Here is a 25,425-nt window from a genome sequence, read left to right as displayed (position 1 = left end):
AAAAGTAGTAACTTGTTCATCACCCAATGATTAGGAAATACAGTGTTTAAGCAATTTAAAAATAAAGTGATGGGTGCGCCAACAGCTATGGCCGGTTTAGCTTTGGGTATTGCTAGTATGGGATGGACATGGGAAAACGTTTTTAATTTAAACTCCCACGGGCAATTTTTGGGAGCGGTATTAGCTGGCGTATTAGTTTTACTTTTGGCTGCTAAGTTTTTACTACACCCTAATTTATTAGAAGCCGATTTAGCACACCCAGTTGCAGGAAGTGTGATCCCTACATTTGCAATGGCTAATCTTGTTATTTCGAACTCAGTTGGGCAATTTCACTCATTAGCTGGCGACATTATGTGGGTTTTAGCTTTTGTGTTGCATCTAACCTTTTTGGTGAGTTTTTTATACCAGCGAGCAAAAAAGTTTAACTTTGAAGATATGGCGCCCAGCTGGTTTGTGCCACCAGTGGGGATAATTATTGCAGATGTTACTTTTTCGGGAAATCCGACATTAGCGTGGTTAGCTTATAGTGCGTTAGTTATTGGTATATCAACGTACGCCATAATGCTGCCAATTATGTTTTATCGTTTTTTATTAGCCTTAAAAAGTGACTACGAAATGCAGCCAACACTTGCCATTTTAGCGGCGCCTGCCAGTTTAACATTAGCGGGGTATTTTCATATTGTAGCTAATCCATCACTTGTTATAGTGGGCGCATTATTTATATTAGCGATAATAAAAACACTGATTGTTTATGTGTTATTTATAAAGTTATTACGCAGACCTTTTACGCCGAGCTACGCTGCTTTTACATTTCCAATGGTTATTGGGGCAACTGCATTATTTAAAATGAAAGACTGGATGCAAAGTATAAACCTTGCAATGCCATATGTAGATACAGTTAATTACTTAGCTACGTTTGAACTTATAGTTGCCACGGCAGTGGTTGGTTATGTAAGTGGTCGGTACTTTTGCCACTTTAAATTATCAAAGCAACAGGTAACGTAAAGTTACTCTTGGATTACCTGTGGCTCATTATTTTCTTGCTCAGCTAGTTTTTCGCGCTCAGCTTTTGACACATAAGAGGGTTTGTTGCTTTTGTGTAGTTTAGCGTTAGTGCGTTTATCTTTTTTTTGAAATTTAGTGACGATTTTTTTACGACGGTTCACAATTAAATACTCTCTTAATTTTAAGTCGCGCATTATACAGTCATCCTCATAAAAGCTGCTATATAAATATTTAACATGAACTCTGGGTAAGAGGTTTACCAGCGTATTGAACTATAGTGATATTTAAATTTATTTTCTCTAGCCAGAGATTTTCAGTGAAAACAAGGCGAACTTACGCGTCAATAGCTGGCCTATTGCAAGTAAGTTCAACGCAGTTAGCGCTGGAAATAGCTGCTTGAGATAGATTTATTATCCAGAGTTCAGGTTATTTACCTTAAGTAATCTGCGCGTTTGGCGTAAAGAGCTATAAGTAAGTAACTCATAGCGTTATAATTACCGCTCTTAGCTATTAATTAAATGGGAATTGTTTTGAAAAAGTTAGCTTTAGCCAGTATTGCTTTATTTGCATTTGGCGCACATGCGCAGTTAAATAAAAATATTGATAGCGTTGCCGATTACGCAGTAAATACCTACCAAAATGCTCAAATACACACACTAACTAACTTAGTGGCTTTTCCGACGGTTAATAAAAGCGACATTAGCACTCCTCAAAATCCCGATTTTATTGGCTTTAAAGCACTTTTAAAAATGAAAGCCGCAGAGCTTGGTTTTGACTACCAAGATTTAGGCTACACCGTATTAATTGGTATGGGCGAGCAAAGCGAAAAAGTAACGGTAGTAACCCACGGCGACGTGCAACCTGCTAATGCAAGCAAATGGAAACAAAGCCCTTTTATTATTGATACATCTGAACCGGGTAAATTAGTTGGTCGTGGTACTGAGGACGACAAAGGTGCAATAGCAACAGCGCTTTACGCCATGAAAGCAATTAAAGATAAAGGCATAGAGCTTGATAACCGCATAGAGCTGATGATTTACCTAGCTGAGGAATCTGACTGGGGCCCATTGACCGAGTTCATGAAAACTTACGATCAACCAAAGTATGCCGTAACCATTGATGCATCATACCCTGTAGTGGTTGCCGAGAAAGGCTGGAGCTTAATTGCACCTACTTTTAATGCAACATCACCACAAACGGGTTTATATGTAAAGGATGTAACTGGTGGTGCGTTTAGAAGTCAAATTCCAGAAGATGCCAGCTTAGTGCTTCACAATGCAGACGCGGCACTTATTAATACATTAAAAGCAAAAGCTAAAACATTAAATAAAGTTGAATTTAACTTTAGTGAAAAAAGTAATGGCTTAGCAATAAGCGTTAAAGGTATGTCGGCGCATTCATCTGAGCCGGAGTCGGGTATAAATGCTATTGCTTATTTAGCTGAGTTATTTAAAGGTGTGGAGCTTGAAAATAACAGTGACGGCGAGCTAATCGACTTTGTGAATCAGTTAATTGGTTTAGACATTCACGGTAAACAATTTGGCGAAATAGCTTACAAGCACGACTTTATGGGCCCAATGACAGTGGCACCAACCGTTATTGAGCGCGATGGTAATGCGCTAACACTTGCTGTAAATGCACGTCGTCCAATGGGTAAAGATGAAGCTGTATTACAAAAGCAAATTGATGATGCACTCGCTAATTGGCAAGCTACTAACAATGTAACACTTGCTAACATAGAAACAATTATTGGCACACCTATGCTACTTGATGGCGCGCCACATGCGCAAAAGCTGCTTGATATTTTCAAGCATTTTACGGGCGACGAAAAAGCTGACTTTGTATCAATAGGTGGTGGCACTAACGCAAAGCTGTTTGATAATGCGGTATCGTTTGGCCCTTCAATGCCGGGTAAGCGCTACACAGGTCACTCAGAGCATGAATTTATGACACTTGAGCAACTTGAACTGAATTTACGTATGTACACAGCAATGATGATAGAGCTTGGTAATATGTAGTTATAGTTGTTTAGTAAAAGCCGCCTTGGTTAACTGAGCAGACCCAGCAAGGCGGCTTTTTTGTGTTTATTAAAACTGGGCTACAAAGCTAAGATTGTATATATCATAGTTATCATTATCGGTGTAATTAGCTGTGAAGTAGTAGCTATCATTAATAAAGTACTTACCTTCAATAACTAAATCAGAGTCGTTTGAGCCAATACCGACTGCAACATGTTTATTGAAGTAATAGTTTGCGAGCACATTAAAAACTGAGTCGTCGCCAACATCTAGATAGTCAACATTTACAGCAAAATAGCTGTCATCATAAAGATGGGCAAAGTAACGTGATGATAGGTCCCACGACTCTGTTTCATCATCTGTTTCAACAGTAAAACCAATGTAGTCGGTGTCGTTAATTTCATGATTATACTGAGCTTTAAACAAATAAACTGTATCGCTATATTCATAATCTAACATACGTACAGATACTTTTAGTGAATCAGCAAATAAGTAACCTAAACCTAGTGAATAGTTGTCGGCATCACCAATATTAGGTAGTTCAAAAGTTGCAAAAGCATTGCCGTAAAAGCCTTCTCCAAAAATACCTTTTCCACTAGAACCATCTGAATTAAAATAATTTAAGCCTATATTGCTATCTGTATCCAAGTAGCCAAAATCATCCCACACACCTGAATTTTGCTGCTTCTCAAAGTAATAGTGAGTTGATAACCCGTACACATCATCGTTGTAATAATCAGAATCAATTTTTGCGTAGTTTATAGAGTTAAACCATTGTTTTGATTCTGACTGCTCAGCGTTTACAGACGCTGTGCAGCTAAGTGTGAGTAAAGTGAGTGGCATTAAAAAGCGCATAAGTATCCCTTCTTATAATTAAGTAAATTTGTTACTAGAATGGGTATTATATTTGTGAGGTTTTATAAGGCAATTAAATGATTGTAATAAAGTGTTTAGATGTTGTTAGTTTTCCTAATTAAAAAATTAGGTTTACCTCAGGCAAGTTTTCAAAGCTTGGTTTGGCAAATAAATACCCTTGCATAAGCTCAACACCTGCGTTTTTAAGCCACTTATATTCTTCTACCGTTTCAATCCCTTCAGCTAGTGCGGTGATGTTTAAATCGCGAAACATATTTAAGCAGTGAGTTACTATTAGTTGGCGTTTTTTGTCGTTGTTAATATCGCGTATGAGCGCCATATCAAGCTTGATAATATCTGTTTGAAAGTCAGCCAGTAGATTTAAACCAGAATAACCTGCACCAAAGTCATCAGTGGCGGTTTTAAATCCGAGAGACTGATAGTAATCAACAATGCGTTTAATGTGTGCGGTGTCTTCTATTTTTTCAACTTCAGTAAATTCAAACATAATATTTTGAATTGGAAAGTTATACTTTTTTGCAGCTTCGAGTGTGGTGCGTATACATCGCTCAGGTTTATAAATAGCATTAGGTAAAAAGTTAATGCTTAGCATTGATGTTATGCCCAGCTTTGCGGCTAGTTGAATGGCTTTAATACGACAAAGCTGATCAAATGCATAGCGGTTGTCTTCATTCACTTTTGAAATAATTGAATAAGCAGACTCGCCATTTAAACCTCTAACCAATGCTTCATAGCCATAAATTAGGCGAGTTTTACAGTTTATAATCGGTTGAAAAGCCATAGAAAAATCAAATTCAAGATCGTTGGCGTCAGCACAATTACTACATGTCACTTTTTCACAATCTTTTGATTTTTCGATCACTTAGTTCATCCTCTGATGTTTATTTTTAAAGTTAGTTGAGGGTAGATCCTAACACAAATAGATTAAAGTATTAGTTTATATTTTTTTTAACGTAATAAGTGATTATTTATATGTGAGTAATATGATGACTAATGTCATGCTATTTAATGACATTTGGCAGGAGTTTGCATTTCGTTTTTATATAAAAATAGATTTATACATTAACAGGAGGATAAACATGAATACATCAACAACAATATTTCAAAGTTTTAAACAGTATGCAGTTGCTTTAGTGTTTTTAGGATTAATTAATTTAATTACATCACCAAACACCTTATGGGTGATTTGGCCCGCGCTTGGCATGGGGATCGCTTTATTATCTGAAGTCTTAGGTATAAGCAGCTCTAAAAAGGTATCTTGATGATTAGTAAGCCAAGTAATAATTTACTTGGCTTTAATTTAATGTGCTTTATTTACAGTAATCTAAACCTAAATATTTAAAATGCTGATTGAAGTGTCGCATCTAGTGATATTTCGGTATTTAAGAGTTTTGAAATAGGGCAGCTCTTTTTGGTTTGCTCACATAAAGCTTGAAACTGCTCGTTTTGAATATCATCAATACGCGCTTTTACCTCAAGGGCAATATGCGTCACCGAAAAACCATCATCTACTTCATCAAGGCTTACAGTGGCTTTAGTATCAATTTTATCTGCGGTAAAGCCTGCATCACCTAATGCAAGTGAAAGCGCCATACTAAAACATGCACTGTGCGCTGCACCTACTAATTCTTCAGGGTTTGAGCCCGCCTCATCTTCAAAGCGGGTATTAAAACCATAAGGTTGTTTATTAAGCGCGCCACTTTGAGTTGATATGCTACCTTTGCCTGTTTTAATGTCGCCAGACCATGTTGAACTTGCCGTTTTTTTAATCGTCATCATCTTCTCCTTGCTAGAGTGTAAGCTTTTCAGGTTATCTAAGCGTTATTTACAAAATAAACTTAAATAAAGCCTTAAAAGCACTAATTACTGATGATGTTGCAAAATAGGCGCCAGTTAATTGTTACCCCTGTTTATTTCGCTTACAGCGCTCTGAACAGTAAATAACGTTATCCCAGTCGCGCTGCCATTTTTTACGCCACGTAAAAGGTTTACTACAAATAGGACACATTTTTTGAGGTAAGTTTAGTTTTTTGTGCGCCATGCTTACTTAGCCTTACTGTTATTTTTAGTACCCGTTTTACTTTTTGTTCGAGTAACTTTTTGAGTACCCCCAACGTGCTTTTTAAGAATTTTCCCTATGGCACGTTTAACATCGGCTCGCTCACGGTATTGCCATAAGCGTTCGCGTGCTTCTTTTGAGGCCGCTGTTAAATCAAGCATGGGTTCAGGGTAATCCTCCCCTAACTTAAAGTCGTTAAAGAGTGCCTCCATTGGAGTTTGCTCCCAAGGCTGATGTAAATATTCAATAGGGAGTTTTTCAAGCTCGGGGCACCACTTTTTAATAAACGAACCTGTTGGGTCTTGATCTTCTGATTGCTTAATTGGGTTGTAGTGCCTAATGGTATTAATACCTGTGACCGAGGCTTGCATTTGAATTTGCGGATAATGAATCCCTGGCTCAAAATCTAAAAAGTAATTAGCGAGCGGAAAGCTTGCTTGCTGCCAACTTATATTTAAATGATGCGTTACAAAGCTTACAAGCATGGCGCGCATTCTAAAGTTTATATAACCGGTGGCTTTTAAGCAGCGCATGCAAGCGTCAATAATTGGAATACCTGTTTGACCTTGCGCCCAGCGTTCAATATCGTTTTTCACACGTTCATCATCACGATACGGAAATACGTGATAACCCGGATTAAGAGCTAAAAACTCCATAGAGCACTCGCTTTCAAACTTTTGCATAAAGTGGCAGTGCCAATGCAAGCGCGATACAAACGCTGCTAGTGGGCGTTTCCAACCTCTTTTGTCAGGGTGTTTTGAATGATATTCATCAATGGTCATTTGATACACTTGCCTAAGGCTAATGTTCCCCCATGCTAGATAGGGCGAAAGCCGAGAGCAGTGGGTTTGGCTTAAACTTGGGCTCGATATTCCCTTTTGATAACCTTTACCGCGCTCGGCAAAAAAACTCTGCATTACAGTTCGCGCATGCAGTGGGCCACCTTGTTGAAAGCTGTCGTGATCTTGAGTGTAAGCGCTTGGCAGCTCAGGCGCTTGATAGTTATTAAGGGTAATTGTTTTTATACTCTTCCAATTAGGAACAGCAATAGGTGCTTGCATTTTTTGCTGCCAGCGTTCGTTCCAATTATTACGATTTTTTTTGCCGCGAATTACCGCGCCTGTTTGCGACTCTTGCCAATTAATGTGGTTATGCTGGCACCATGCTTTTATTGCCTTATCGCGCTCAAAGATGTTGTTTAAGCCTATTTCTTGATGGCTAAAAATATTAACTATTTCAAACTGCGTCTTTATCGACTCAAGTAAATCGTTCATATTTAAATTAAATATATAAACACAGGCGTTAAAACGCGCTAGCTGATTATTTAACTCAACTATCGATTGATACACAAAGCGCCAGTGCCGCTCATTGTAGTGTGCATCTTCGAGCAGTAATGGCTCAAAGTTATAAAGTAACAGGGTCGGTAAGCCATTACTAAATGCATTTTTTAATGGTTGATGATCGCTAAGACGTAAATCACGTTTAAACCACACGATGTTTATTTTTTCTTTCATACTGGCAATATTAAAACCGTGGCATTATAAATAATAGGACAAAACCAATACGTATTAAATGTAAAAGAAGACTAGTGTAAAAACGATTTTGATATAGGCAACTCATGTTAAGGTGATACTAAAATGAGTCGCCAATAAAAGAAGTATTATAAATAGGGAGAATTACCGTGATACTTAAGCAATTTGGCACTTGCAGTCATGTGAGAGTACACCTATTAAAGCTTCACCAATTGCAACTACTTCCATTATCTTTTCCTAAAACTTGCGGGGGTATCGCTTTGTATGACGATACCCTCAGTTAGGGTAAAATTAAAAACGCTTACCAATAGTAAAGCTAAAGACACGAGATATGACAACGCGCGCATTAAATAATAATTGATTGATCTGCTACCGTTACACCTGAGTGAAACTTCCCTCTGATAAGTTTCCTGAGTTATTTAAGTTTTTAACATCGACACGAAGATTTAAGGGTACTCGCCGAGATATCATGGTATGTAGGTAGGGCATCAAAGGCTCCAAACGTTGCTACTGTTTTGGCTCCGCATTTAGTAGCAAAGTCGATAGCCTTTGAAACGTTAGTAAAGTTATTTGCCCAGTCAGTAAATTCTGTTTTATTACTCACTAGCGAAGATATTTGATATAAAAAACCACCTACAAACGCATCGCCTGCAGCTGTGGTATCCACAACATATGCCTTAGGGCAAGGATAAGTACCACTAAATGAGCTAGATGAAAAAGTAATAGGCTCGCCACCATCGGTCATTAAAACTAAAGCTACGCCACTATCTACCCAACTTCTAATAGTGGTATCAATATGCTCTATTCCATAAAGCGAGATCAGCTCATCTTTACTCGCTTTAATAACATCAACTGTTTTAGCAACATCCTCAATAACAGATTTAGCTGTGAGTGGTTCATCCCAGAAGGCTGAACGAAAGTTAATATCAAAGCATGTAACCGAGCCTGATTCTTTAAAGTGTTTTAGCGCATGTAAGGTTGTATTTAATACTAAAGGTTTTGCAAAAGAGCCTGAACAAAAACTCACAATTTTAGGTGTTGAAAATAAAGAGGGCTCTAAATCGGTTATTTGTAAATCGTAATGTGCAGCATCTTTATCGTAAAATTCAAATGTACGTTCACCGTTTTCATCCAACGATACGAACGCGAGTGCCGTCTTCCCTTTTTTTGAAAAGCCAACATAAGATGTGTTTACATTATACATTTTGAGTGCATTTATTAAAAAGCGACCAAATTTATCATTGCCTACTTTACCAAGCAAATAACTTGAACCACCAAGCTTTGCTACGGCTACAGCAACATTAGCGGGTGCGCCTCCGGCAAACTGTGTGAAGTCTAGTTCGCTATTTGATGCCTTATTGTGCATGCAGTCATGTGAGAGTATATCTATTAAAGCTTCACCAATTGCAACTACTTCCATTATATTTTCCTAAAAATTGCGAGGGTATCGCTTTGCATGACGATACCCTAGATTAGAGTAAAATTAAAAACGCTTACCAATAGTAAGGCTAAAGGTACGAGGTAAGACAACGCGCGCATTAAATGTAGTTGCTTGACCTGCTACCGTTTCACCTGCGCGAGGATCCCCCTCTGATAAGCCTTCTGAGTTATTTAGGTTTTTAACATCGGCACGAAGGTAATAACCGTCTTCGTTTTCAAGGGATAAACCAAGGTTTAACATGCCATACATAGGCAGTTCTGCTGTGTTGGCGTCGTCGGCATAACGTTTACCGCTCCAAGAGTAGCTACCATGAATAGCTGCCATACCCCACGAAAAATCTTCAAACTGATAGCTACTAGTTAATTGGCCAAAGTGCTTAGGCACACGTACAGGTAAGTTGCCGTTTATATCAATAGAGGCAGAGCTTCCATTAGCATCCAAGTATTGCGCCGCTGGTGTGTTTACAAATTCGGGTGATTGGTACGTTGCAGATACACCAATGCGCCAGTCTTGGGTGATTTGCAGGTTAAATTCGGCTTCTACACCTAAGGTTTCTGTGTTTCTAAAGGCTTGACGTTGCACTACTTGACCATTTTCAACAGTAGGTACATTAAAGAATAAATCATCCGCAGCGGCGAAGTAACCGGTTACAAATGCTGCGACATCACCTTCGTTATATTTAATGCCCACCTCGGCCATTACCGTTGAAGCTGGTTGTGTTTCGCGTCTCTCAGAGTTATTAAATTGATTAATTTCCTCTTGACTAGTTAGGTTGGTAATCGCCATGTATTTATCTACATCAGGCATACGAAAACCATCTGCATATCGAGTGAATACCGCTAAGTCGTCGTTAAATTTGTAGTTAGCTGCAATTGTCCATGCCATTTCGTTGTATTCAACATCAAAGTTTCGGTAAGTCCCATCACCAAAGGGCAGGGTAATATTCCCATTGACGGTATCAGTATCGCTGGCAAAACTGTCAATTGTGTAATTAGCTTGGTTTTGCGCTTCCCCATCTGCTTTGAGGGTTTCGTACCTTAGGCCCAGATTAAACGACACATCTTCAAGCTCGTATTCAAAGTCAGCAAAGGGCGCAAGGGTATTTTCACTATAAACAATATCGGCAAAACCATGTGATCCAGCCTGAATACCTTTGTAAGTACCGCTGGCAATGTCAAGACCTTGTGCATCTGTAAATACAACATCTAAGCGCTGCGGCAGGGGCTCTACTGATTGCAGTGTATTAATTCGATAGTCGGTAACATGGCCATTAATATTAGAGAAGAATAAGCCAAAATTAGCATAAAGAGTCCCTTCGCCTACATCATCAAAGGTGTAGTTGAATCTGGTTTCGTTTTGAAAGTTATCGCCTTCAAAACGTCTATGCCAAAAGCCTGCGTTTATTCCGTATCCATTGGTGTTGTAGGTATTTACGTTGCTTGAATCAGCCAATACAAAGCCGTTTCCTGCATCGCGTATATCGTAACTTAGGTTACCATCAACCATGGCACCTGCAAGGACATCAGTATTTGCAGCATATATAGCTTGTGCTTTACTAGCTAACGATTCGGCGTTACCTACGTTAATGATGCCGGTAAAGGTTGTTAGCATATCGGTATAACGCATTTGATTTGAAAAGACTAAGTTTTCGTTGATTTCAATTTCGGTTGTATTGCCAAAGTAGGTCACATTAGCGTAGTTACCATCTGCAATATCCAAATCAATGTCGCCGCTTGGGGTGTTATTAAGAGTTAATAAACGCGCACCTGCTGAGTTACCGGTGGTGCCATCTCTGATATCCATCCCGCCTGGGATTGTTTTAGCATTGGTGGTTGAGCCTATTAATGGCTGAGGAATAAAAAAGAATGATCTATCGTTTTGTTTATTAAACTCAAAGCGGGTAAAGCCGCTGCCATCTTTAAAAAAGTGCTTAATATTGCCATTAAGCTCACCACCTTGGTTAGCTGTATACCCTGGATCGCGTGCGGAGTCATCCTTGCGATACCAAGCGCCAACAGCATAGGTTGTCTGATCGTCTATTGATCCGCTAACCCAACCTTGTCCACCTAGGCGGTTGTTGCTGTTGGTTTCAAAAAACACATCACCTTGGGTATCATCGGAGCCTTCACGAGAAATAAAATTAATAAACCCAGCTGGCGCGCTACCAACAAAAATTGACGAGGCACCACCACGAATAGCTTCAACGCTGCCAACAAAATTAGACAAACGGGTAAAGCGATCATTTTGAGTAAATAAAATATCTTGATTATAAAACACGGTCATACCATCACGAAGTAGTGCTGTAAACTCTGTTTGCGTTGATAACGGAAAGCCTCGTGGGGCTACGTTGTTACCGGTTTCTCCACCGGTGTCTTCGGCATGAAAACCAGGAATACTTCGCACTAATTCAGCAACACTGTGCGGAGCCAATTGCTCTAACTTTGCTTCGTTAAAGGTAGTTATTGCATTAGTTGATTCGATTTTCTCTTTTGGCCGAGATGTTCCCGTTACAATGATGCGCTCAAACCCTAAATCACTTTTTGCTTCTTGTTGCTCTTGTGACAAGACGCTAGGGGATATGGATAGACCTACAGCGACTGCAATTAGAGTCATTTTTGCTGATACTTTCATTTTTCTGTTCTCTCTTTGTTGTGTGTGTATACAAATTTGCGGTTTTATTAATCAAACATGTCAGTGTTATCAAATTTGTAAATAGAATGTAGAGAACTTAAAATAATAAATCAACTATTATTACTTATTATTTTTTGTACAGCTTTTTGATTGTTTAAGTGAATTTTTTACCTCTGATAAAAAATAAATAAGCAGCCAACGTTACCGATGGCTGCTTTTTAACTTTAAAGTATATTAGTGGTGTGAAAGGCTTGCGTGATCTTGAGAAAAGTTGATAAGTAACGGAAGGTTAGCGCAGCCTACTGATTGAGCCTTGGCGCCAATAGAGCCACTTTGTACTTCACAGCGATTAATACCGCGATGATCAGCCTGGCTCAATTTTAACTTTGTTGCCAAAACTATTTTTTCTCTGACATTGATAGGAATGGCGCCATCAATGACAATTGCCTCAAAATCAAAAATAGCTAAAGAACACAATGCCGCGTAGGCGAGGCCATCTGCAACTTGGTCTATCCACTTATCGAGTACGGGGCCTAAGTCTCCCCAATACTCTTTTGAACTCCATAGTATGTCAGTATTGTAGCCATCACCTTTGAGCATTTTTTCGAGAATATACAGTGATGATTGCATAATAAGTTGTTGGGAGGTTAGTTGTCCTTCTCTATTAAGCATAGGCCTAGGTAATGAACCTATAGCGCCGGCATTACCTTTTTTACCAGTAAATAAGGTTTCGTTTATAACAACTCCACCACCAATAAAAGTACCAATAAAAATATATAAAAAATCGCTAAAACGAGCAGGATTACCAAAGCTTAATTCAGCTGAACAAGCCGCGGTATCATCATTACATACATACACGGGAAGATGTACAATTTGATTTATTTTTTCTTTAAAATCAAAAGACTTCCATTCATTCAATACTGTTTTTGGAGCGCCGGCTTCTTCTGTCCAGTTCCAAATTTCGTAAGGGGTTGCAACACCCACACCTAAGATACGCTTGGCTAATTCGTCACTTAAGCTCATTTTAAGTACGCTGATCCCTTTCTCTAAAAAGGTTAGCAAGCTCTGTACTGTGGGGTAAGCGCAGTTTTCGTGCAAAGTTGCGCGTATATTTCCTACTAAGTCAATCAGGGTTAAATCAAAACTGCGACGACCTACTTTTAAGCCAATTCCAAATGCACCATCTGGATTTAACGCAAATGGGATGGTTGGTTGGCCAACCCTGCCACGCTGAGGGTCTTTCCGTATTAATAACGATTCGGCTTCTAAACTATTGATAATTACTGTGACGGCCTGTGCTGAAAGCCCTGTTTTTTGTGCAATTTCAGCTTTTGGAGCACTACCGTGTTGGCGAATTAATGACATAATTCGGCGTTCATTATGAGCACGCAGGCCAGATTGGCTTCGGCCTTCTTGTAAAGAGAGTCGAGGGTTTTTAGATTTGATAATTATTCCTACCTAGTTGTTATTATCTTGAATAACCTGATTAATTGTACACCGAGTGTGTGTAATTGGCGACCATATTAGCTTTATTGCCGGGTTCATTTCTTATTATTAAATTTACGACAGAGTATAAATAAGTCACAGGAGGTCAATAAATAACTATAGTTGATTTATTGACGGAATGATATTTAACTGGTTAAATGCTTTACTTAACATTAACAACTGAGACACGGCAATGACCACACACACACACACACAAACACCTCTTGTCTCCAAGGAGATGGTGGTTCCCTTTATTTTACTTGTTCTATGCTTTGCTGCATGGGGAGCTGCGGCAAACATGACTGATCCGCTAGTAAAAGTGTTTAGTAAAATTTTTACTATGTCGTCAGTGCAGTCTGCATTGGTACAATTTAGCTACTATGGAGCTTACTTTTGCCTAGCTATTCCGGCGGCATATATCAATAAACGCTTTTCGTATAAAACAGGTGTGTTAACCGGTTTAGGGATGGCTGCAATCGGAGCATTTTTGTTTTATCCCGCCAGCCAAGCAATGACTTATGGTTTTTTTTTAGTGGCTTTGTTTGTGTTAGCTGGAGGCTTATCTATTTTAGAGACATCAGCAAACCCTTATGTAATGGGAATGGGCACCCAACAAGGTGCAACTCGCAGGTTGAATTTGGCGCAATCATTTAACCCTGTCGGTACTAACATTGGTGTTTTTTTAGCCGCTACCCTTATTTTACCAAAGCTCAATACCGCAACCTCTGGTGAGCGCACAAATATGAATAGTGAGCAATTAACTAGCATTATAAGCGCAGAACTTGATGCAGTTATGGTGCCTTATGTTGGTATGGCTTGTGTGTTGGTTTTTATTTGGTTGGCAATTGCGTTTACTAAAACACCTAATTTTTGTAAGCAAAAAAAAGTCTCTAAGCATGTAGAATTTAGTGCAACGTTTAAGCGTTTGTTTAAAAATACCCATTACCGCTTTGGTGTTATCGCCCAGTTTTTTAATGTTGCGGCGCAAACTTGTGTATGGACATTTACCATACAGTACGTAATGGAGGCACTCGATACAAATGAAGTTACCGGGGGAAGTATTTTACAATACAGTATGATCACCTTTTTAGTTTCTCGATTTGTAATGACCTGGCTTATGGGATTTATTCGTCCTGCCAAACTGTTAATGGCAACCTCTATTATTGCAATGCTGCTGTGTTTTTATATGGTGAAAATGCCAAATATAAGTGGCGTATGGGCGCTGGTAAGTATATCGGCTTGCTTGTCGTTAATGTTTCCAACTATTTACGCGATTTCACTACATGGGTTAGGCGATGATGCAAAACTAGGTGCTGCTGGTTTAGTAATGGCTATTTTAGGTGGAGCGATAGTTCCTGTATTCCAAGCTGTGTTTATTGATACATACAGTGTCGCGTTTTCTTATGTTGTGCCTGCGGGGTGTTTTATTATTGTTGCAGCTTATGCTGCATTTGATTTAAAAACAAAAGTCAGAGTATTCAATAATGTAGCGCCTTGCTAAATGGATTGAAAACCGAGCCTGAAGGCTCGGTTTTACTTTTTAACTTTTCTCATTTGTAAATCTTCTTTAACCCCAACCTTCATCGGATTAAGATATTAGGCATGTTGATATTCTTATTTAGTTGAAAAAATATGTTTTTAGATCTCACCGAAAATACCAATCAAAATGTTTACTCTTACTTAGTAGGCGGTATCAGCCCACGGCCTATCGCATGGATAAGTACATTAAATAGCGAAGGTATTGCAAATATTGCGCCTTATTCATTTTTTACTGTGGCTAGTTGCAAGCCAGCTGTTTTAAGTGTTACGCAAGTAAACCCTAGTGATAAAACGAATAAAGATACGCTCAGTAATCTAATGGCAACTAAAGAATGTGTGGTTAATATTGTCAGCCAAGAGCTAGTTGAAAAAATGAACCAAAGTTGTGCAAATTATCCTAGTGATATAAGCGAATTTGATGCAGCTAACATTGCCCAAGCTCCAAGTAAGTTAGTAAATGCACCAAGCGTTGCCGATTCAAAAGTACGGTTTGAATGTAAATTACGCGAAGTTATTAGTATTTCAAATGAGCCTGGTGGCGGAAAAATGATGTTGCTGGATGTAGTGGGTATTTGTATAGACGGTGAAGTGATGAGTGGTGGCTATATTGACCCTGAATTATTAAATGCAGTGGGCAAAATGGGCGGCGATTACTTTAGTACAACCAAAGATAAGTTTTTGCTTAAAAGGCCACAGTTGTGAAATAATCGTTTACTTAGGAGTACAATAATAAAAGGATTTACGAATGTTTAAGTTCATTTTCACTTTGTTAATTGCTTTGCAAAGTTTTGGCTCTTTTGCCACACAAGATAAAAAACTACCTATAGAAGTTTTTGCAGGCTTAAAAGATTTTAGCCAAGTGAAGCTATCTCCCAATGGTAAGAACCTCGCTTTTGTAAGAAACCATCAAGGGACTTTAATCTTAATGGTTAAAAACTTGGAGACGGGGGTTACTACACCAATTATAAACTCAAATAACCATACAGTGTTTTTTGATTGGTATAACTGGGCAAATGATGACGTACTATTACTGGGTGCTCGCTATATAAAATATCAGTTTGGCGGAGTCAAATATACATCAACGCTTATGTATGCGTATAACTTTAAAAATGATAAAGGTCTTAAATTAGCTTTTAAAGCCAACACAGTAAGAGATGAAATCCAGCCACAATTTTCAGACCGAATTGTTAGTTTTTTACCTGAAAAAGAGAATAAAATTTTAGTTCAAGGGGATTTTCAAATAGCAAATACCCCAGCAGTTTATGAGTTAGATTTAACCACATTACGTAAGACCCAAATCCAAAGGCCACGCAGTAATGTTGTTACTTGGTTTGCCGACAGGCAAGGTAAAGTTCGTATTGCAAAAAAAATGGACGATACGCAATTTACTTACGATTATTTTGATGAGAATAAACAGTCGTGGGAAACTTTATTTGATTATGAGGTTTTTAGTAAGCAAAGTATTTCTATATTAGGGTTTGATAAAGACTCTAATTTTTTATACATCACTGCGTTACATGAAGGGCGCGATGCATTATTTAAACTCAATTTAACGACTAAAGCTCGCGAGCTAATTTACAGTAATAGTAAATATGATTTTGATGGGTCTATTTTTTATTCACAACAAACTGGCGAAGTTGCAGGCTTTACTGATTCACATTTAGATGATGGTATTAAATATTGGGATAAAGACTTAGATAAATTACATCGTTCTTTGCGCGTATCGCTCCCTAAAGATGAATATAAATTAGACATTGTAAGTACCAGTAAAGATCAGCAAAAATATATACTCTATATCAGCTCAGACAAAACGTCGGGTAGTTATTTATTTGGGGATAGAGTAAAAAAGCAGGTGAGTGCAATTGCTGATGTTTATCCGCAAATAGATGCCTCTGTATACAGAGGCAAAAAGCGCATTAGCTACAAGGCAAGAGATGGCTTGAAAATAGAAGGCTATCTAACTCTACCAGTAGAATATAAAGAAGGTGATAAGTTACCAACAATTATATTTCCACATGGCGGCCCCATGGCAAGGGATTATGCTAATTTTGATTACTGGACAGCTTTATTAGCCTATAACGGATATGCTGTTTTACAGCCTAATTTCCGTGGTTCGAGTGGCTATGGGCACGACTTTTTAATGCAGTCAATTCAAGGTTTTGGTTTGGCTATGCAAGATGACTTGCAAGACGGTGCAAACTGGTTAATTGACCAAGGAATAGCACAAGCAGATAGCATTTGTATTGGTGGTGCTAGCTATGGTGGCTATGCAGCGTTAATGGCTGTAATTAAGCACCCAGAAACGTTTAAATGTGCAGCTAGTTTTGCTGGGGTAAGTGATTTACAGTATTTAGTGAGTAAAGCACGACACTTTACAAACAAAAATATCGTTAGAAAGCAGTTTGGAACTGATGATGATTTACTAGAAGCTAATTCTCCAGTGAATTTTGCTAAAAAAATAACAAGACCAATATTGCTTGTACATGGAACTGACGACAGTGTGGTACCTGTTTATCATAGTAGAGAAATGCAGGATGAACTTGATGATGAAGCAAAAGATGTTACTTATATTGAGCTTGAGGATGGCGATCATTACTTATCTTATCAAGAACACAGAGTTAAAACTCTTCAGGCATTTTTAGACTTTTTTGATAAACATTTGAAAAAATAAATAGCCAGACTCCAGTTAAATAGCAAAAAGACAACTTAGGTTGTCTTTTTTGATCACAATCTTCCTTTGTTTGTGCACATTGTTTGCACTTTTACTTGTTAACTTTGTTTTATTAAACGTTAAAGTAAAGGTTCAAGCATTGAAAACACTTCTTAAAACAAAAGCCGCTAATGCAACTAAGTTATTTGCGTTAAGTGCGCTTTGTATCGCTTTAAGCGCATGTAATAGCGATTCAACAAGTACTGCAACAGACGGCGATACAGTCAGTAATAGTGTTCCAACGGTTGATGCTGGTATTGACCAAACTGTTAATGCGGGCGATACCGTTTATTTAAGTTCAACGGTTGAAGATGACGGTGAAGTATCGGTTAGTTGGTCGCAAACATCAGGCACTACCGTTAGTTTATCTTCAAGTACTGCAACGTCTACAGAGTTTGTTGCACCTGAAGTTTTAACCGATGAAGCACTTGTATTTGAGATCATTGCAGATGATGGCACAAACGATGTCGTTGTAGATACAGTTATAGTTAATGTGATTGCTTCATCAGACTCAGATACAGTTGATAATAGTGCAAAACTTACCAGCTGGTTAATTAACAACGATACAACTTCTACATACATACAAAATAATGGTGCAGTGGTTGAAGATGTTCAATCAGTTGAGGTTGTTAGCGTTACTGAGGAAGATGCTGACGTTGAATACATGTATGTGCAAACTACTGACATTCCTAAATATGATGTAACGCTTACACAAGACCAAGTAGACGCGTTAAATAACCGCCCGCGTGCAGCTACCGATTTTTATAACGGTGTAACTTCTGCAGCAGTAGGGCAAACCATTTCCTTTGGTGAAGATATTGGCTATAACAGCAGCACTGAAAACTGTGATGACACAGGCGGTGCAGGTTATTGGCCTCCAGGACCGGGTTGCCCAACAGAACAAGCGGTTGAAGCGTATTTTCCGCTAACACCTACCGATTTATCTGACGCTGAAACTTGCGAAACAGGTTTAGGTACAGTTGGCTTAATGGTTAATGGCACCAGTATATTTAACTGGGGCGATGGTATGAGCTACGGAAATAATATTTGGTATACATTAGCGCCCATTGCTGAGCAATATGATGTTGATGTGTGTGGCGGACATGCTGCTAACGGTGAATATCATCACCATTTTTATACGAGTTGCTTAGCTGATTTACTTGAAGATGATGGCGATGCGCATTCACCTATCTATGGGTTTGCAGCTGATGGCTATCCGCTTTATGGTCCTTATGAAAGTAACGGACAACTAGCATTAAGTGGCTGGGAAATGCGAGATTACGGTGCACCTACAAGTGAAGGGGGTTGTGGTACTGAGGGTGAGCGAAGCTGTACCTTAGTTGATCAATACGATGTTAGCCAAGGTACACAAACAAGTGATGCAGGCCCTGCTATTGGCGCACAAGTGACGACGCTCTCTGGTAATACATTGAATGCCGACGATGGTTATTACTTTGAAGATTATTACTATGCGCAAAAAACAGTAACCGGTGCTCAATTAGATGAGCATAACGGCCACGATACTAATGATGGTAAGGGTTATCACTACCATATAACACTAACGTTAGACAGTGATGGTAAATTACAGCCTTCTTTTCCTTATCAAATAGGGCCTCGTTTTAAAGGTCAATTAGCCGCTAATTCAATTGGTCGCTGTGATACTGGCGAAACAATGGGTCCACCACCGGGAATGTAAGGAGTAACTATGCGTTATTTTAAATACGCATTGATCCTAACTACTGCTGCGCTATTGAGCTTCAAGCTCTTTGCGCAGCAGGAAATGATGGATCATAGCCATATGCCTATAGCTGTGCCAAATGACACGCCAATCCCGGCATTAAGCCTTAAGTTATTAAAAGATAGTATGTCGGGTTATAACTTAATTTTAGATACACAGCGTTATGATTTGTCTGTGCCGCCAGAGGGCACGATGAACATGCAACAAATGATGGGCGTGACAACAAACCAAGACACCGGTTTTTTACAAGGTCATGCTCATTTATACATTAATGGGGTTAAAATACAGCGAATTTACGGACAAGCGTTGCATTTACCTGCTAACTTATTTAAAACTGGTATAAATACCGTATCGGTTACTTTAAATAATCATGGTCATATGTATTGGACCGCTCAAGGTAAAAAAATAGTTGCTACGCTGTATGTTAACGACCAAACCAAAGAGTTTATAACATACCGATTTGAGAGCTTTCCTAGCAAGGTTGAAAACACGCATTAATGAAAATTCATAATAAACTTTTTTTAATACTATTTAGTTTTACCTTTAGTGTTATTGCAGGGCTTGTGGTTCTTATACAGTGGAGCATAGGGCAAGGCGTAATTGATTTTGTTAATGCAAAAGAGGTGAAAGCGCTTGAACCACTTGTTGTGCAATTTGCAAAGCAATACGAACAAACACCCTCATGGGAGCATGTTGTCGGCAATGGCGAAAGCTTTAGAAAACGTGTTGAATCGCAATTAGAAAATAGCCAGTTTTTGCCTAGGCCACAAGAAGGCCCAGGTCCGCGTGGGCGAGTGATGCGACCACCGCCGCCAGATCATATTCGTTTAGAGGAAGATCGCCGCCCACCGCCAGAAAATATTGCTCACTACGCTTTGCTTGACGAAAATAAACAGCGAGTAGTGGGTAGATACCTCAGCGATTTAAAATATATAACAACCCCAATTATTGTTAACGATAAAATAGTGGGTTACTTAGCAGTTTCTAAAAGAGATAGCTTGGTTGATGGCTATGAGCTTGATTTTTTACAGCAGCAAACTAACTACTTATGGTTTATTGCTTTAGCTGCGGTATTGCTAACATTAATGGTTACTTTTTTATTGTCTCGTCACCTAGTAAGCCCTGTAAAGCAAATTGCTAACGGTATGCATCGCTTAACGCAAGGTAATTACGAGACCAAACTCAAACTTGAGCGAAAAGACGAGCTAGGACAGTTGAGCGAAGATTTTAATACGCTTGCATTTACACTCGCTAAAGATGAGCAAGTACGTAAGCGTTGGCTTGCTAATATTTCTCATGAGCTTAGGACGCCAATGAGTATTTTACTCGGTGAACTTGAAGCTATGCTACTTGGTATACGAGAACCGAACGCAAAAAATATAAGTTCGGCTAACGATGAAGCTTTGCATTTAAAACGCTTAATAGACGACTTGCATATGCTCAATAGCGCAGAGTTAGGAGGTATGCACTACACTATGCAACCTACTGATATGGCGTTATTATTAAATACTATTGAGCAAAAGTATCAGGTTTTGCTTGAACAACATAATATAAAAATATACCTACTAAATAGCGCTAAACACATAACTGTACAAGCAGATAAAACACGCCTTTTGCAGCTACTCGATAATATTTTAATGAACGCAGTACATTATGCACAATGTACAACTATTTCTTTAACGGCTAATAATATAAGCATTAAAGGGCAAACTTATTTAGAGCTTATAATCGAAGATAATGGTGTCGGTGTAGAGCAGTCGCATTTATCGCATTTATTTGAATATTTATACCGAGTAGATAGTTCGCGTAATCGCCAAGAGGGCGGTTCTGGCTTAGGTTTATCTATTTGCCAGCATATAGTTAAAGGTCATAAAGGTGAAATAGCTGCAGAAAAAGCCAGCTTAGGCGGCCTTGCTATTATTATTAGATTGCCAACTATTTAGCTTATAAAATAAAGTTAAGGTTACTTACAGAGATGCCTATGAGTGAACAAATACTAATTGTGGAAGATGAAGTAAAGCTAGCTAACTTAATGAGTGACTTTTTAAGCAGCCATCACTTTATTACTCATCAAATACATCACGGGAATGAAGTATTACCTTGGCTTGAAATTAACAGGCCGAGTGTAATCTTGCTAGACATAATGTTACCAGGGCAAAGTGGTATTGAACTGTGTAAAGCAATTAGGCGCTTTTCAAACGTGCCTATTATTATGGTATCGGCAAAAGTAGAAGAAATAGATAGGCTGCTTGGGCTGGAATTAGGTGCAGATGATTATATTTGTAAGCCGTTTAGTTATGCTGAGCTGGTGGCACGTGTAAAAGCTATTTTAAGGCGATTAAATAACGCAAGTGACGTTACAGAGTCAACAATGAAGCTTGACGAAAGCAGCTACAGCGTAAAATTTAAATCAAACAGTATAGAATTGACGAACTTTGAATTTCAACTATTTAAACCTTTGTTTAACAACCCAAATCGTATTTATTCGCGCGATAGCTTAATGGACACTATGTACGCCGATCAGCGTATTGTGAGCCACCGTACTATTGATAGCCATATTAAAAAGTTGCGTAAAAAACTAGATGAAGTGACACAAACTGAAAGTGTTATCCAGTCTGTTTATGGTGTTGGCTACCGGTTTGTGCATCCACAGTAAGGTGGAATGAGCTATGACGATGAGTTACTCATCGTCGTCAGCATTTTTAATTCGCTCTAAACGGTCAAACTCTTCGTATTCGGCAGCTTGAATTTCATCAAGAATAGAATCTACATCAGCAAGTTCGTCGCTGTCTTCAAATTCACCTGTAAGCGTTGAATTAGGCGTTAAATTGGCCTCTTCAAATAGTGCCCACATTTCTTTAGCGTATTGAGTTTTTAGTATGCTTGGCGCAAATTCACCATAGTAGCGGCGTATGTTATTTACATCGCGTGCAAACATAGCTTGTGCACTGTTATTAGCTGAAGCGTTAACGGCTTGCGGTAAATCTATAATTACAGGGCCGTTATTATCTACAAGTACATTAAACTCAGATAAATCACCGTGTATTATACCAGCGCAAAGCATAAGCTTAATGTAATGTATCATGAGTTTATACTGCTCAATCGCTTGCTCTTCACTAAAAACGACATGTCCTAGTTGAGGGGCTACGTTACCATCTTCATCAGAGACGAGCTCCATAAGCAGCACGCCATCAATACAAAAGTAAGTATCAGGAACGCGTACACCCACGCTAGCTAAACGAGATAACGCATCAACTTCGGCATTTTGCCAAATTTCTTCTTCTAATTGGCGGCCATAGCTAGAGCGTTTACCCATTGCACGCGCTTGGCGTCCACCACGTACTTTTCGGCCTTCTTGATATTGTGCCGCTTTTTTAAAACTACGTTTAACCGCATCTTTATACACTTTCGCACAGCGAATATGTTCACCACAACGCACAATAAATACATCGGCTTCTTTACCGCTCATTAGTCGGCTTATTACTTCGTCAATAAGGCCATCATCAACAAGAGGTTGTAGGCGTTTAGGTATTTTCACAGATTGCCTGCTAAGTAGGGTTGGTTATTAATCATTATTTATGAAAGTGCTCTGTATTTGTTTGTTTAATTGGCTCAAGCAGTATATCAGCTTTGAGAATTAAGGGCAGTAACACTACTGCCAGAGAGTAATTAATCGTATTATTTTATTAGCTTATATATTGATTGCAAAGCAATCAACCAGAACTTTTTTTGAATCATCAGTTTTTATTAAAAATAATTTATTACTTCCTCATTATTTGCACATTGTTTGCGTTTTTAAAGCGTAATCTTAGTTTAATTCTTAAATACGAGGTTATTACTATGAAGCATTTTTCAACTCTTGCCACTGTGGCAATATTATCTATTGCTTTTTCAGCTAATGTAGCTGCTCGAGGCGGTGACAATCCTCCTGAAAAACCTGACTTTTCAACTATTGATACTGATGGTGATGGCGTAATTAGCTTTGAAGAGTTTAGTGCTAAAAAACCGCCGCACGGTGATGCACAAACAATTTTTGATTCTATAGATGCCGATGGTAATGGCGAAATTACTGAACAAGAGCTTAGCGATCATAAACCACCTCGTCGTGAACGTTGAAAGGATACTAAAATGATTAATAATATTGGCAGCAGCTCTGTGAGTTTTGTGCCGCAACAAAGTAGTCAAGCTGCAAAATTAACAACAGAGCAAAGTGATTTTGTTAAAGAAACGCTTGCACAGTTTGATGCAGAAAACTTAACTAGCGACGATGCGCAAAGTATTCAAGCTGCATTTAAAGAACAAGGTATTGAACCAACAAAAGAGCTTGCTGATTTAATGGGCGAACTCGAGTTTGATGCTAAAAGCATTGGTGATGCAGGAAGAGCAGAAGGTCAAAGACCGCCGCCACCGCCACAAAACTCATTAGAATCAGTCGATACAGACGAGGTAGTGAGCTACTTAGATGAGCTCTTAACTGAGTATTCAAACCAGTTGTCTGATGAAGATAAAGAATCAATCCTTGCATCAGTGCAAGAGAAGTTTGGTTTAAGTGAAGGCGATTCACTGCTAAATGTAACTGCTTAGGTGTTATTACTTAGAGTAAAGCTGACTGTTACTCGAAAGTCTTAAGTCCAAAGCCCAACGGTTAATTCTGTTGGGCTTTTTTATTGGCTTAATTTAATCGTGTTTCTATTTTGCTGGTGCCATCTTCTTCGGTAAATTTAAATACAAAATCTTTTTTACCGTCTTGGTTTATATCTACCAGAAGAATATCTTTATTATTTTTAGGCAGCGTTAGCTTTAATTTTTTGCGTTTATCATTTAGCAGTGAGTCTTGCTCTCCATAATAAATATACAGCGTTTTTTTACTGTATTTGTATACCGCATCAATATAGCTATCGCCGTTAATGTCACCTAAATAGAGAGCCGGTTCTGATTCATCGCCATTCATCCCCACTTCCATTTCTAAATCAAGTTCAATACTCGATTTATTGGCAAATGAGCCGTCGGGTTGCTGCTTATAAAGATTCATTTCTACATCTACATCAGTACTGCCACCGCCTAATGCCATAGAGGCGATAGTACCTAAGCCAATATCTAAGTCCATTTTTTGTAAATCAATTAAGCCATCATTATTAAAATCAGTTTTGAGCAATAACTCACTAGGGCCCTGTGTTTCAAATAAGGTAATGGGCGTATTAGCAAAACCTTTAGCACTCCCTAGGTACAAAGTATGTGCTATTTTTATATCTAACGAATCCATACCTTGTGTTGGCTTAAACTGTCTGGTTGTAAAATCTAGAAATCCGTCGTTATTAATATCAATAATTTGCTTTATTTTGCGAGTCTCGCCATTGCTTAGCTCGCCGAGCTCAATGCTAAAATCAATTGAGGTGAGCTTTTTCTCAAAGCCCTCTGAATTAGCAAGTAGTACATCTGCTCCAAAGTCATTTGAAAAAACCAGGTCGTTTAATCCGTCGTGGTTAAAATCGATAACGACAGGTTTATTGTTAATATTAACTTCTAAAGAAAGCCCTTTTCCTGAAAAGCGGCCTTCATACTTAGGCGTTTGTTTAAATTTGTTAGGCTTAAAGCTGCCATCTTTATTTTGAATGTATAAAGTACTGCTTGCTAATCCAGGGATAAAAATATCGCTTAGACCGTCGTTGTTAGCATCGAAAACAAAGTCTACTTTTTCAAATTTATCTATTTTTAATTGATTTAGAACCGACTCATAATTAAACAACAATGTTGGTTTACCTGCTTGGGCTTTATATACGCCATCACTTGTTAGTACGAGTGCTTGTTTATCGGTGATGTTAGCAAGTGTTGCCACATCAAACCCGATGGCGTTTTTTGGTAAAGCAAGTTCACTACTAAGTGATGTAAGTAAATTGATGGCTTCTAATTGTTTTGATTCTTTATTATATGCAAATAAAATCTCTGAATCGGTTGATACTAATTCATCCGTTGTTTTTATTGCCATTGTTTGAGCTATAACGCTTATGGGGGTAAGTAAAGTGATGAGTGAATAGCAAAGTGGTTTTATCATGCAAATTCCTTTTTTATATTTAGTTGTATCGTTAAAGTTTTTATTATTTAAGCAGCGTCAGCGCATAATTTTACGTACTATCCAGCGCTGGGGCTTTTTCGTTTAAACGTAATATACATATGTAAGTTGGATTATATTTAGCCTACGCTAATTACTATGTACTGGGTGTAAGTAATTGTAAGATTATGTTTTAGGGAGGGCCTGCTGACCTTTAAGGATTGAAATTTGTTCAATCCAAGGACGATTTAATCGCGGCGCGAGGTTTGTAACCTAGTAACAAAGAGTCTATCTCCCTTGGCAGAACCTTTGGGCAGCGCATGTTTGGCATTAATACTACGT

23 protein-coding genes are annotated in these 25,425 nt (G+C 38.5%); 12 read left to right on the top strand and 11 right to left on the bottom strand.

Annotated elements, in window-relative coordinates; translation table 11 throughout:
* The first annotated feature begins 42 nt into the window (after positions 1-42).
* A complete protein-coding gene (locus H5088_RS13450; RefSeq protein ID WP_182753237.1) occupies positions 43-1,005 on the top strand; it encodes a TDT family transporter in 963 nt (320 codons plus the stop codon).
* 2 nt (positions 1,006-1,007) lie between these two features.
* Here H5088_RS13450 and H5088_RS13445 read toward each other — a convergent pair whose 3' ends face one another.
* On the bottom strand, positions 1,008-1,199 hold the full coding sequence (locus tag H5088_RS13445) for a DUF2986 domain-containing protein (protein WP_182693613.1): 192 nt from the start codon (positions 1,197-1,199) through the stop codon (positions 1,008-1,010).
* Between the two features lie 336 nt (positions 1,200-1,535).
* Here H5088_RS13445 and H5088_RS13440 point away from each other — a divergent pair, with 336 nt between their 5' ends.
* Positions 1,536-3,023 (top strand): dipeptidase, encoded by a 1,488-nt coding sequence (locus tag H5088_RS13440; RefSeq protein ID WP_024597024.1) that lies wholly within the window; start codon positions 1,536-1,538, stop codon positions 3,021-3,023.
* 69 nt (positions 3,024-3,092) lie between these two features.
* Here the strand turns inward: H5088_RS13440 and H5088_RS13435 are convergent, their stop codons facing one another.
* The gene (locus H5088_RS13435) at positions 3,093-3,878 is read right to left on the bottom strand and encodes a putative porin (protein ID WP_182753235.1); all 786 of its coding nucleotides are present in this window, start codon (positions 3,876-3,878) and stop codon (positions 3,093-3,095) included.
* Between the two features lie 118 nt (positions 3,879-3,996).
* The gene (locus tag H5088_RS13430; protein WP_182695030.1) at positions 3,997-4,761 is read right to left on the bottom strand and encodes an EAL domain-containing protein; all 765 of its coding nucleotides are present in this window, start codon (positions 4,759-4,761) and stop codon (positions 3,997-3,999) included.
* 217 nt (positions 4,762-4,978) lie between these two features.
* Here H5088_RS13430 and H5088_RS13425 point away from each other — a divergent pair, with 217 nt between their 5' ends.
* Entirely contained in the window at positions 4,979-5,161 is a 183-nt protein-coding gene (locus H5088_RS13425; RefSeq protein WP_002958152.1) for a 2TM domain-containing protein, read from the top strand.
* A gap of 76 nt (positions 5,162-5,237) precedes the next feature.
* On the opposite strand, the gene H5088_RS13420 is transcribed toward H5088_RS13425, so the two are convergent.
* From H5088_RS13420 to H5088_RS13395, 6 genes are all read right to left on the bottom strand, one after another.
* On the bottom strand, positions 5,238-5,675 hold the full coding sequence (locus H5088_RS13420) for an OsmC family protein (protein WP_024593544.1): 438 nt from the start codon (positions 5,673-5,675) through the stop codon (positions 5,238-5,240).
* 124 nt (positions 5,676-5,799) lie between these two features.
* Positions 5,800-5,940 (bottom strand): DUF2256 domain-containing protein, encoded by a 141-nt coding sequence (locus H5088_RS13415; RefSeq protein WP_182695980.1) that lies wholly within the window; start codon positions 5,938-5,940, stop codon positions 5,800-5,802.
* Between the two features lie 2 nt (positions 5,941-5,942).
* Positions 5,943-7,472, bottom strand: a complete 1,530-nt coding sequence (locus tag H5088_RS13410; RefSeq protein ID WP_182753233.1) for a cryptochrome/deoxyribodipyrimidine photo-lyase family protein — start codon at positions 7,470-7,472, stop codon at positions 5,943-5,945.
* Positions 7,473-7,917: 445 nt separating this feature from the next.
* Positions 7,918-8,910, bottom strand: coding sequence for a carbohydrate kinase (locus tag H5088_RS13405; protein ID WP_024598256.1), 993 nt, complete (start codon positions 8,908-8,910; stop codon positions 7,918-7,920).
* A gap of 63 nt (positions 8,911-8,973) precedes the next feature.
* Positions 8,974-11,562 carry a TonB-dependent receptor gene (locus H5088_RS13400; RefSeq protein ID WP_024597027.1) on the bottom strand — a complete coding sequence of 863 codons (2,589 nt, stop codon included), beginning with the start codon at positions 11,560-11,562 and terminating at the stop codon, positions 8,974-8,976.
* Between the two features lie 234 nt (positions 11,563-11,796).
* Positions 11,797-12,954, bottom strand: a complete 1,158-nt coding sequence (locus tag H5088_RS13395) for an ROK family transcriptional regulator (RefSeq protein WP_206013303.1) — start codon at positions 12,952-12,954, stop codon at positions 11,797-11,799.
* 286 nt (positions 12,955-13,240) lie between these two features.
* Here H5088_RS13395 and fucP point away from each other — a divergent pair, with 286 nt between their 5' ends.
* From fucP to H5088_RS13360, 7 genes are all read left to right on the top strand, one after another.
* Complete coding sequence (gene fucP / locus H5088_RS13390) at positions 13,241-14,548, top strand: L-fucose:H+ symporter permease (protein WP_029753314.1); 1,308 nt, start codon at positions 13,241-13,243, stop codon at positions 14,546-14,548.
* A gap of 131 nt (positions 14,549-14,679) precedes the next feature.
* Positions 14,680-15,288: a flavin reductase family protein gene (locus H5088_RS13385; protein WP_182753231.1), complete on the top strand. Its 609-nt coding sequence runs from the start codon at positions 14,680-14,682 to the stop codon at positions 15,286-15,288.
* Positions 15,289-15,331: 43 nt separating this feature from the next.
* Positions 15,332-17,257 (top strand): S9 family peptidase, encoded by a 1,926-nt coding sequence (locus tag H5088_RS13380; protein ID WP_182753229.1) that lies wholly within the window; start codon positions 15,332-15,334, stop codon positions 17,255-17,257.
* A 79-nt stretch (positions 17,258-17,336) separates the two neighbouring features.
* Positions 17,337-18,992, top strand: a complete 1,656-nt coding sequence (locus tag H5088_RS13375; protein ID WP_182753266.1) for a YHYH protein — start codon at positions 17,337-17,339, stop codon at positions 18,990-18,992.
* A 9-nt stretch (positions 18,993-19,001) separates the two neighbouring features.
* Entirely contained in the window at positions 19,002-19,532 is a 531-nt protein-coding gene (locus tag H5088_RS13370; RefSeq protein ID WP_024597033.1) for a hypothetical protein, read from the top strand.
* Positions 19,532-20,977 (top strand): ATP-binding protein, encoded by a 1,446-nt coding sequence (locus tag H5088_RS13365; protein WP_182753227.1) that lies wholly within the window; start codon positions 19,532-19,534, stop codon positions 20,975-20,977. The genes H5088_RS13370 and H5088_RS13365 overlap by 1 nt, the downstream gene beginning before the upstream one ends.
* A gap of 38 nt (positions 20,978-21,015) precedes the next feature.
* A complete protein-coding gene (locus H5088_RS13360) occupies positions 21,016-21,690 on the top strand; it encodes a response regulator (RefSeq protein ID WP_182695987.1) in 675 nt (224 codons plus the stop codon).
* Between the two features lie 24 nt (positions 21,691-21,714).
* On the opposite strand, the gene H5088_RS13355 is transcribed toward H5088_RS13360, so the two are convergent.
* Complete coding sequence (locus tag H5088_RS13355; protein ID WP_182196864.1) at positions 21,715-22,572, bottom strand: PA4780 family RIO1-like protein kinase; 858 nt, start codon at positions 22,570-22,572, stop codon at positions 21,715-21,717.
* A 302-nt stretch (positions 22,573-22,874) separates the two neighbouring features.
* Here H5088_RS13355 and H5088_RS13350 point away from each other — a divergent pair, with 302 nt between their 5' ends.
* Both H5088_RS13350 and H5088_RS13345 read left to right on the top strand, forming a co-directional pair.
* Positions 22,875-23,150, top strand: coding sequence for an EF-hand domain-containing protein (locus H5088_RS13350; protein WP_182196862.1), 276 nt, complete (start codon positions 22,875-22,877; stop codon positions 23,148-23,150).
* A gap of 12 nt (positions 23,151-23,162) precedes the next feature.
* Positions 23,163-23,618 (top strand): hypothetical protein, encoded by a 456-nt coding sequence (locus tag H5088_RS13345; protein WP_024603529.1) that lies wholly within the window; start codon positions 23,163-23,165, stop codon positions 23,616-23,618.
* 88 nt (positions 23,619-23,706) lie between these two features.
* On the opposite strand, the gene H5088_RS13340 is transcribed toward H5088_RS13345, so the two are convergent.
* Positions 23,707-25,086 (bottom strand): VCBS repeat-containing protein, encoded by a 1,380-nt coding sequence (locus H5088_RS13340; RefSeq protein ID WP_182753225.1) that lies wholly within the window; start codon positions 25,084-25,086, stop codon positions 23,707-23,709.
* Positions 25,087-25,425 lie beyond the last annotated feature (339 nt).

Origin of the sequence: Pseudoalteromonas sp. SR43-3 (assembly GCF_014163875.1) — a bacterium.
GTDB lineage: Bacteria > Pseudomonadota > Gammaproteobacteria > Enterobacterales > Alteromonadaceae > Pseudoalteromonas > Pseudoalteromonas distincta.
This window is presented reverse-complemented; position numbering and strand designations above follow the sequence as displayed.

Coding starts and splice junctions, on each gene's coding strand:
- H5088_RS13380 (WP_182753229.1), top strand. CDS start 15,332: ATGTTTAAGTTCATTTTCACTTTGTTAATTGCTTTGCAAAGTTTTGGC.
- H5088_RS13435 (WP_182753235.1), bottom strand. CDS start 3,878: ATGCGCTTTTTAATGCCACTCACTTTACTCACACTTAGCTGCACAGCG.
- H5088_RS13400 (WP_024597027.1), bottom strand. CDS start 11,562: ATGAAAGTATCAGCAAAAATGACTCTAATTGCAGTCGCTGTAGGTCTA.
- H5088_RS13365 (WP_182753227.1), top strand. CDS start 19,532: ATGAAAATTCATAATAAACTTTTTTTAATACTATTTAGTTTTACCTTT.
- H5088_RS13415 (WP_182695980.1), bottom strand. CDS start 5,940: ATGGCGCACAAAAAACTAAACTTACCTCAAAAAATGTGTCCTATTTGT.
- H5088_RS13425 (WP_002958152.1), top strand. CDS start 4,979: ATGAATACATCAACAACAATATTTCAAAGTTTTAAACAGTATGCAGTT.
- H5088_RS13385 (WP_182753231.1), top strand. CDS start 14,680: ATGTTTTTAGATCTCACCGAAAATACCAATCAAAATGTTTACTCTTAC.
- H5088_RS13445 (WP_182693613.1), bottom strand. CDS start 1,199: ATGCGCGACTTAAAATTAAGAGAGTATTTAATTGTGAACCGTCGTAAA.
- fucP (WP_029753314.1), top strand. CDS start 13,241: ATGACCACACACACACACACACAAACACCTCTTGTCTCCAAGGAGATG.
- H5088_RS13405 (WP_024598256.1), bottom strand. CDS start 8,910: ATGGAAGTAGTTGCAATTGGTGAAGCTTTAATAGATATACTCTCACAT.
- H5088_RS13350 (WP_182196862.1), top strand. CDS start 22,875: ATGAAGCATTTTTCAACTCTTGCCACTGTGGCAATATTATCTATTGCT.
- H5088_RS13345 (WP_024603529.1), top strand. CDS start 23,163: ATGATTAATAATATTGGCAGCAGCTCTGTGAGTTTTGTGCCGCAACAA.
- H5088_RS13360 (WP_182695987.1), top strand. CDS start 21,016: ATGAGTGAACAAATACTAATTGTGGAAGATGAAGTAAAGCTAGCTAAC.
- H5088_RS13410 (WP_182753233.1), bottom strand. CDS start 7,472: ATGAAAGAAAAAATAAACATCGTGTGGTTTAAACGTGATTTACGTCTT.
- H5088_RS13420 (WP_024593544.1), bottom strand. CDS start 5,675: ATGACGATTAAAAAAACGGCAAGTTCAACATGGTCTGGCGACATTAAA.
- H5088_RS13340 (WP_182753225.1), bottom strand. CDS start 25,086: ATGATAAAACCACTTTGCTATTCACTCATCACTTTACTTACCCCCATA.
- H5088_RS13370 (WP_024597033.1), top strand. CDS start 19,002: ATGCGTTATTTTAAATACGCATTGATCCTAACTACTGCTGCGCTATTG.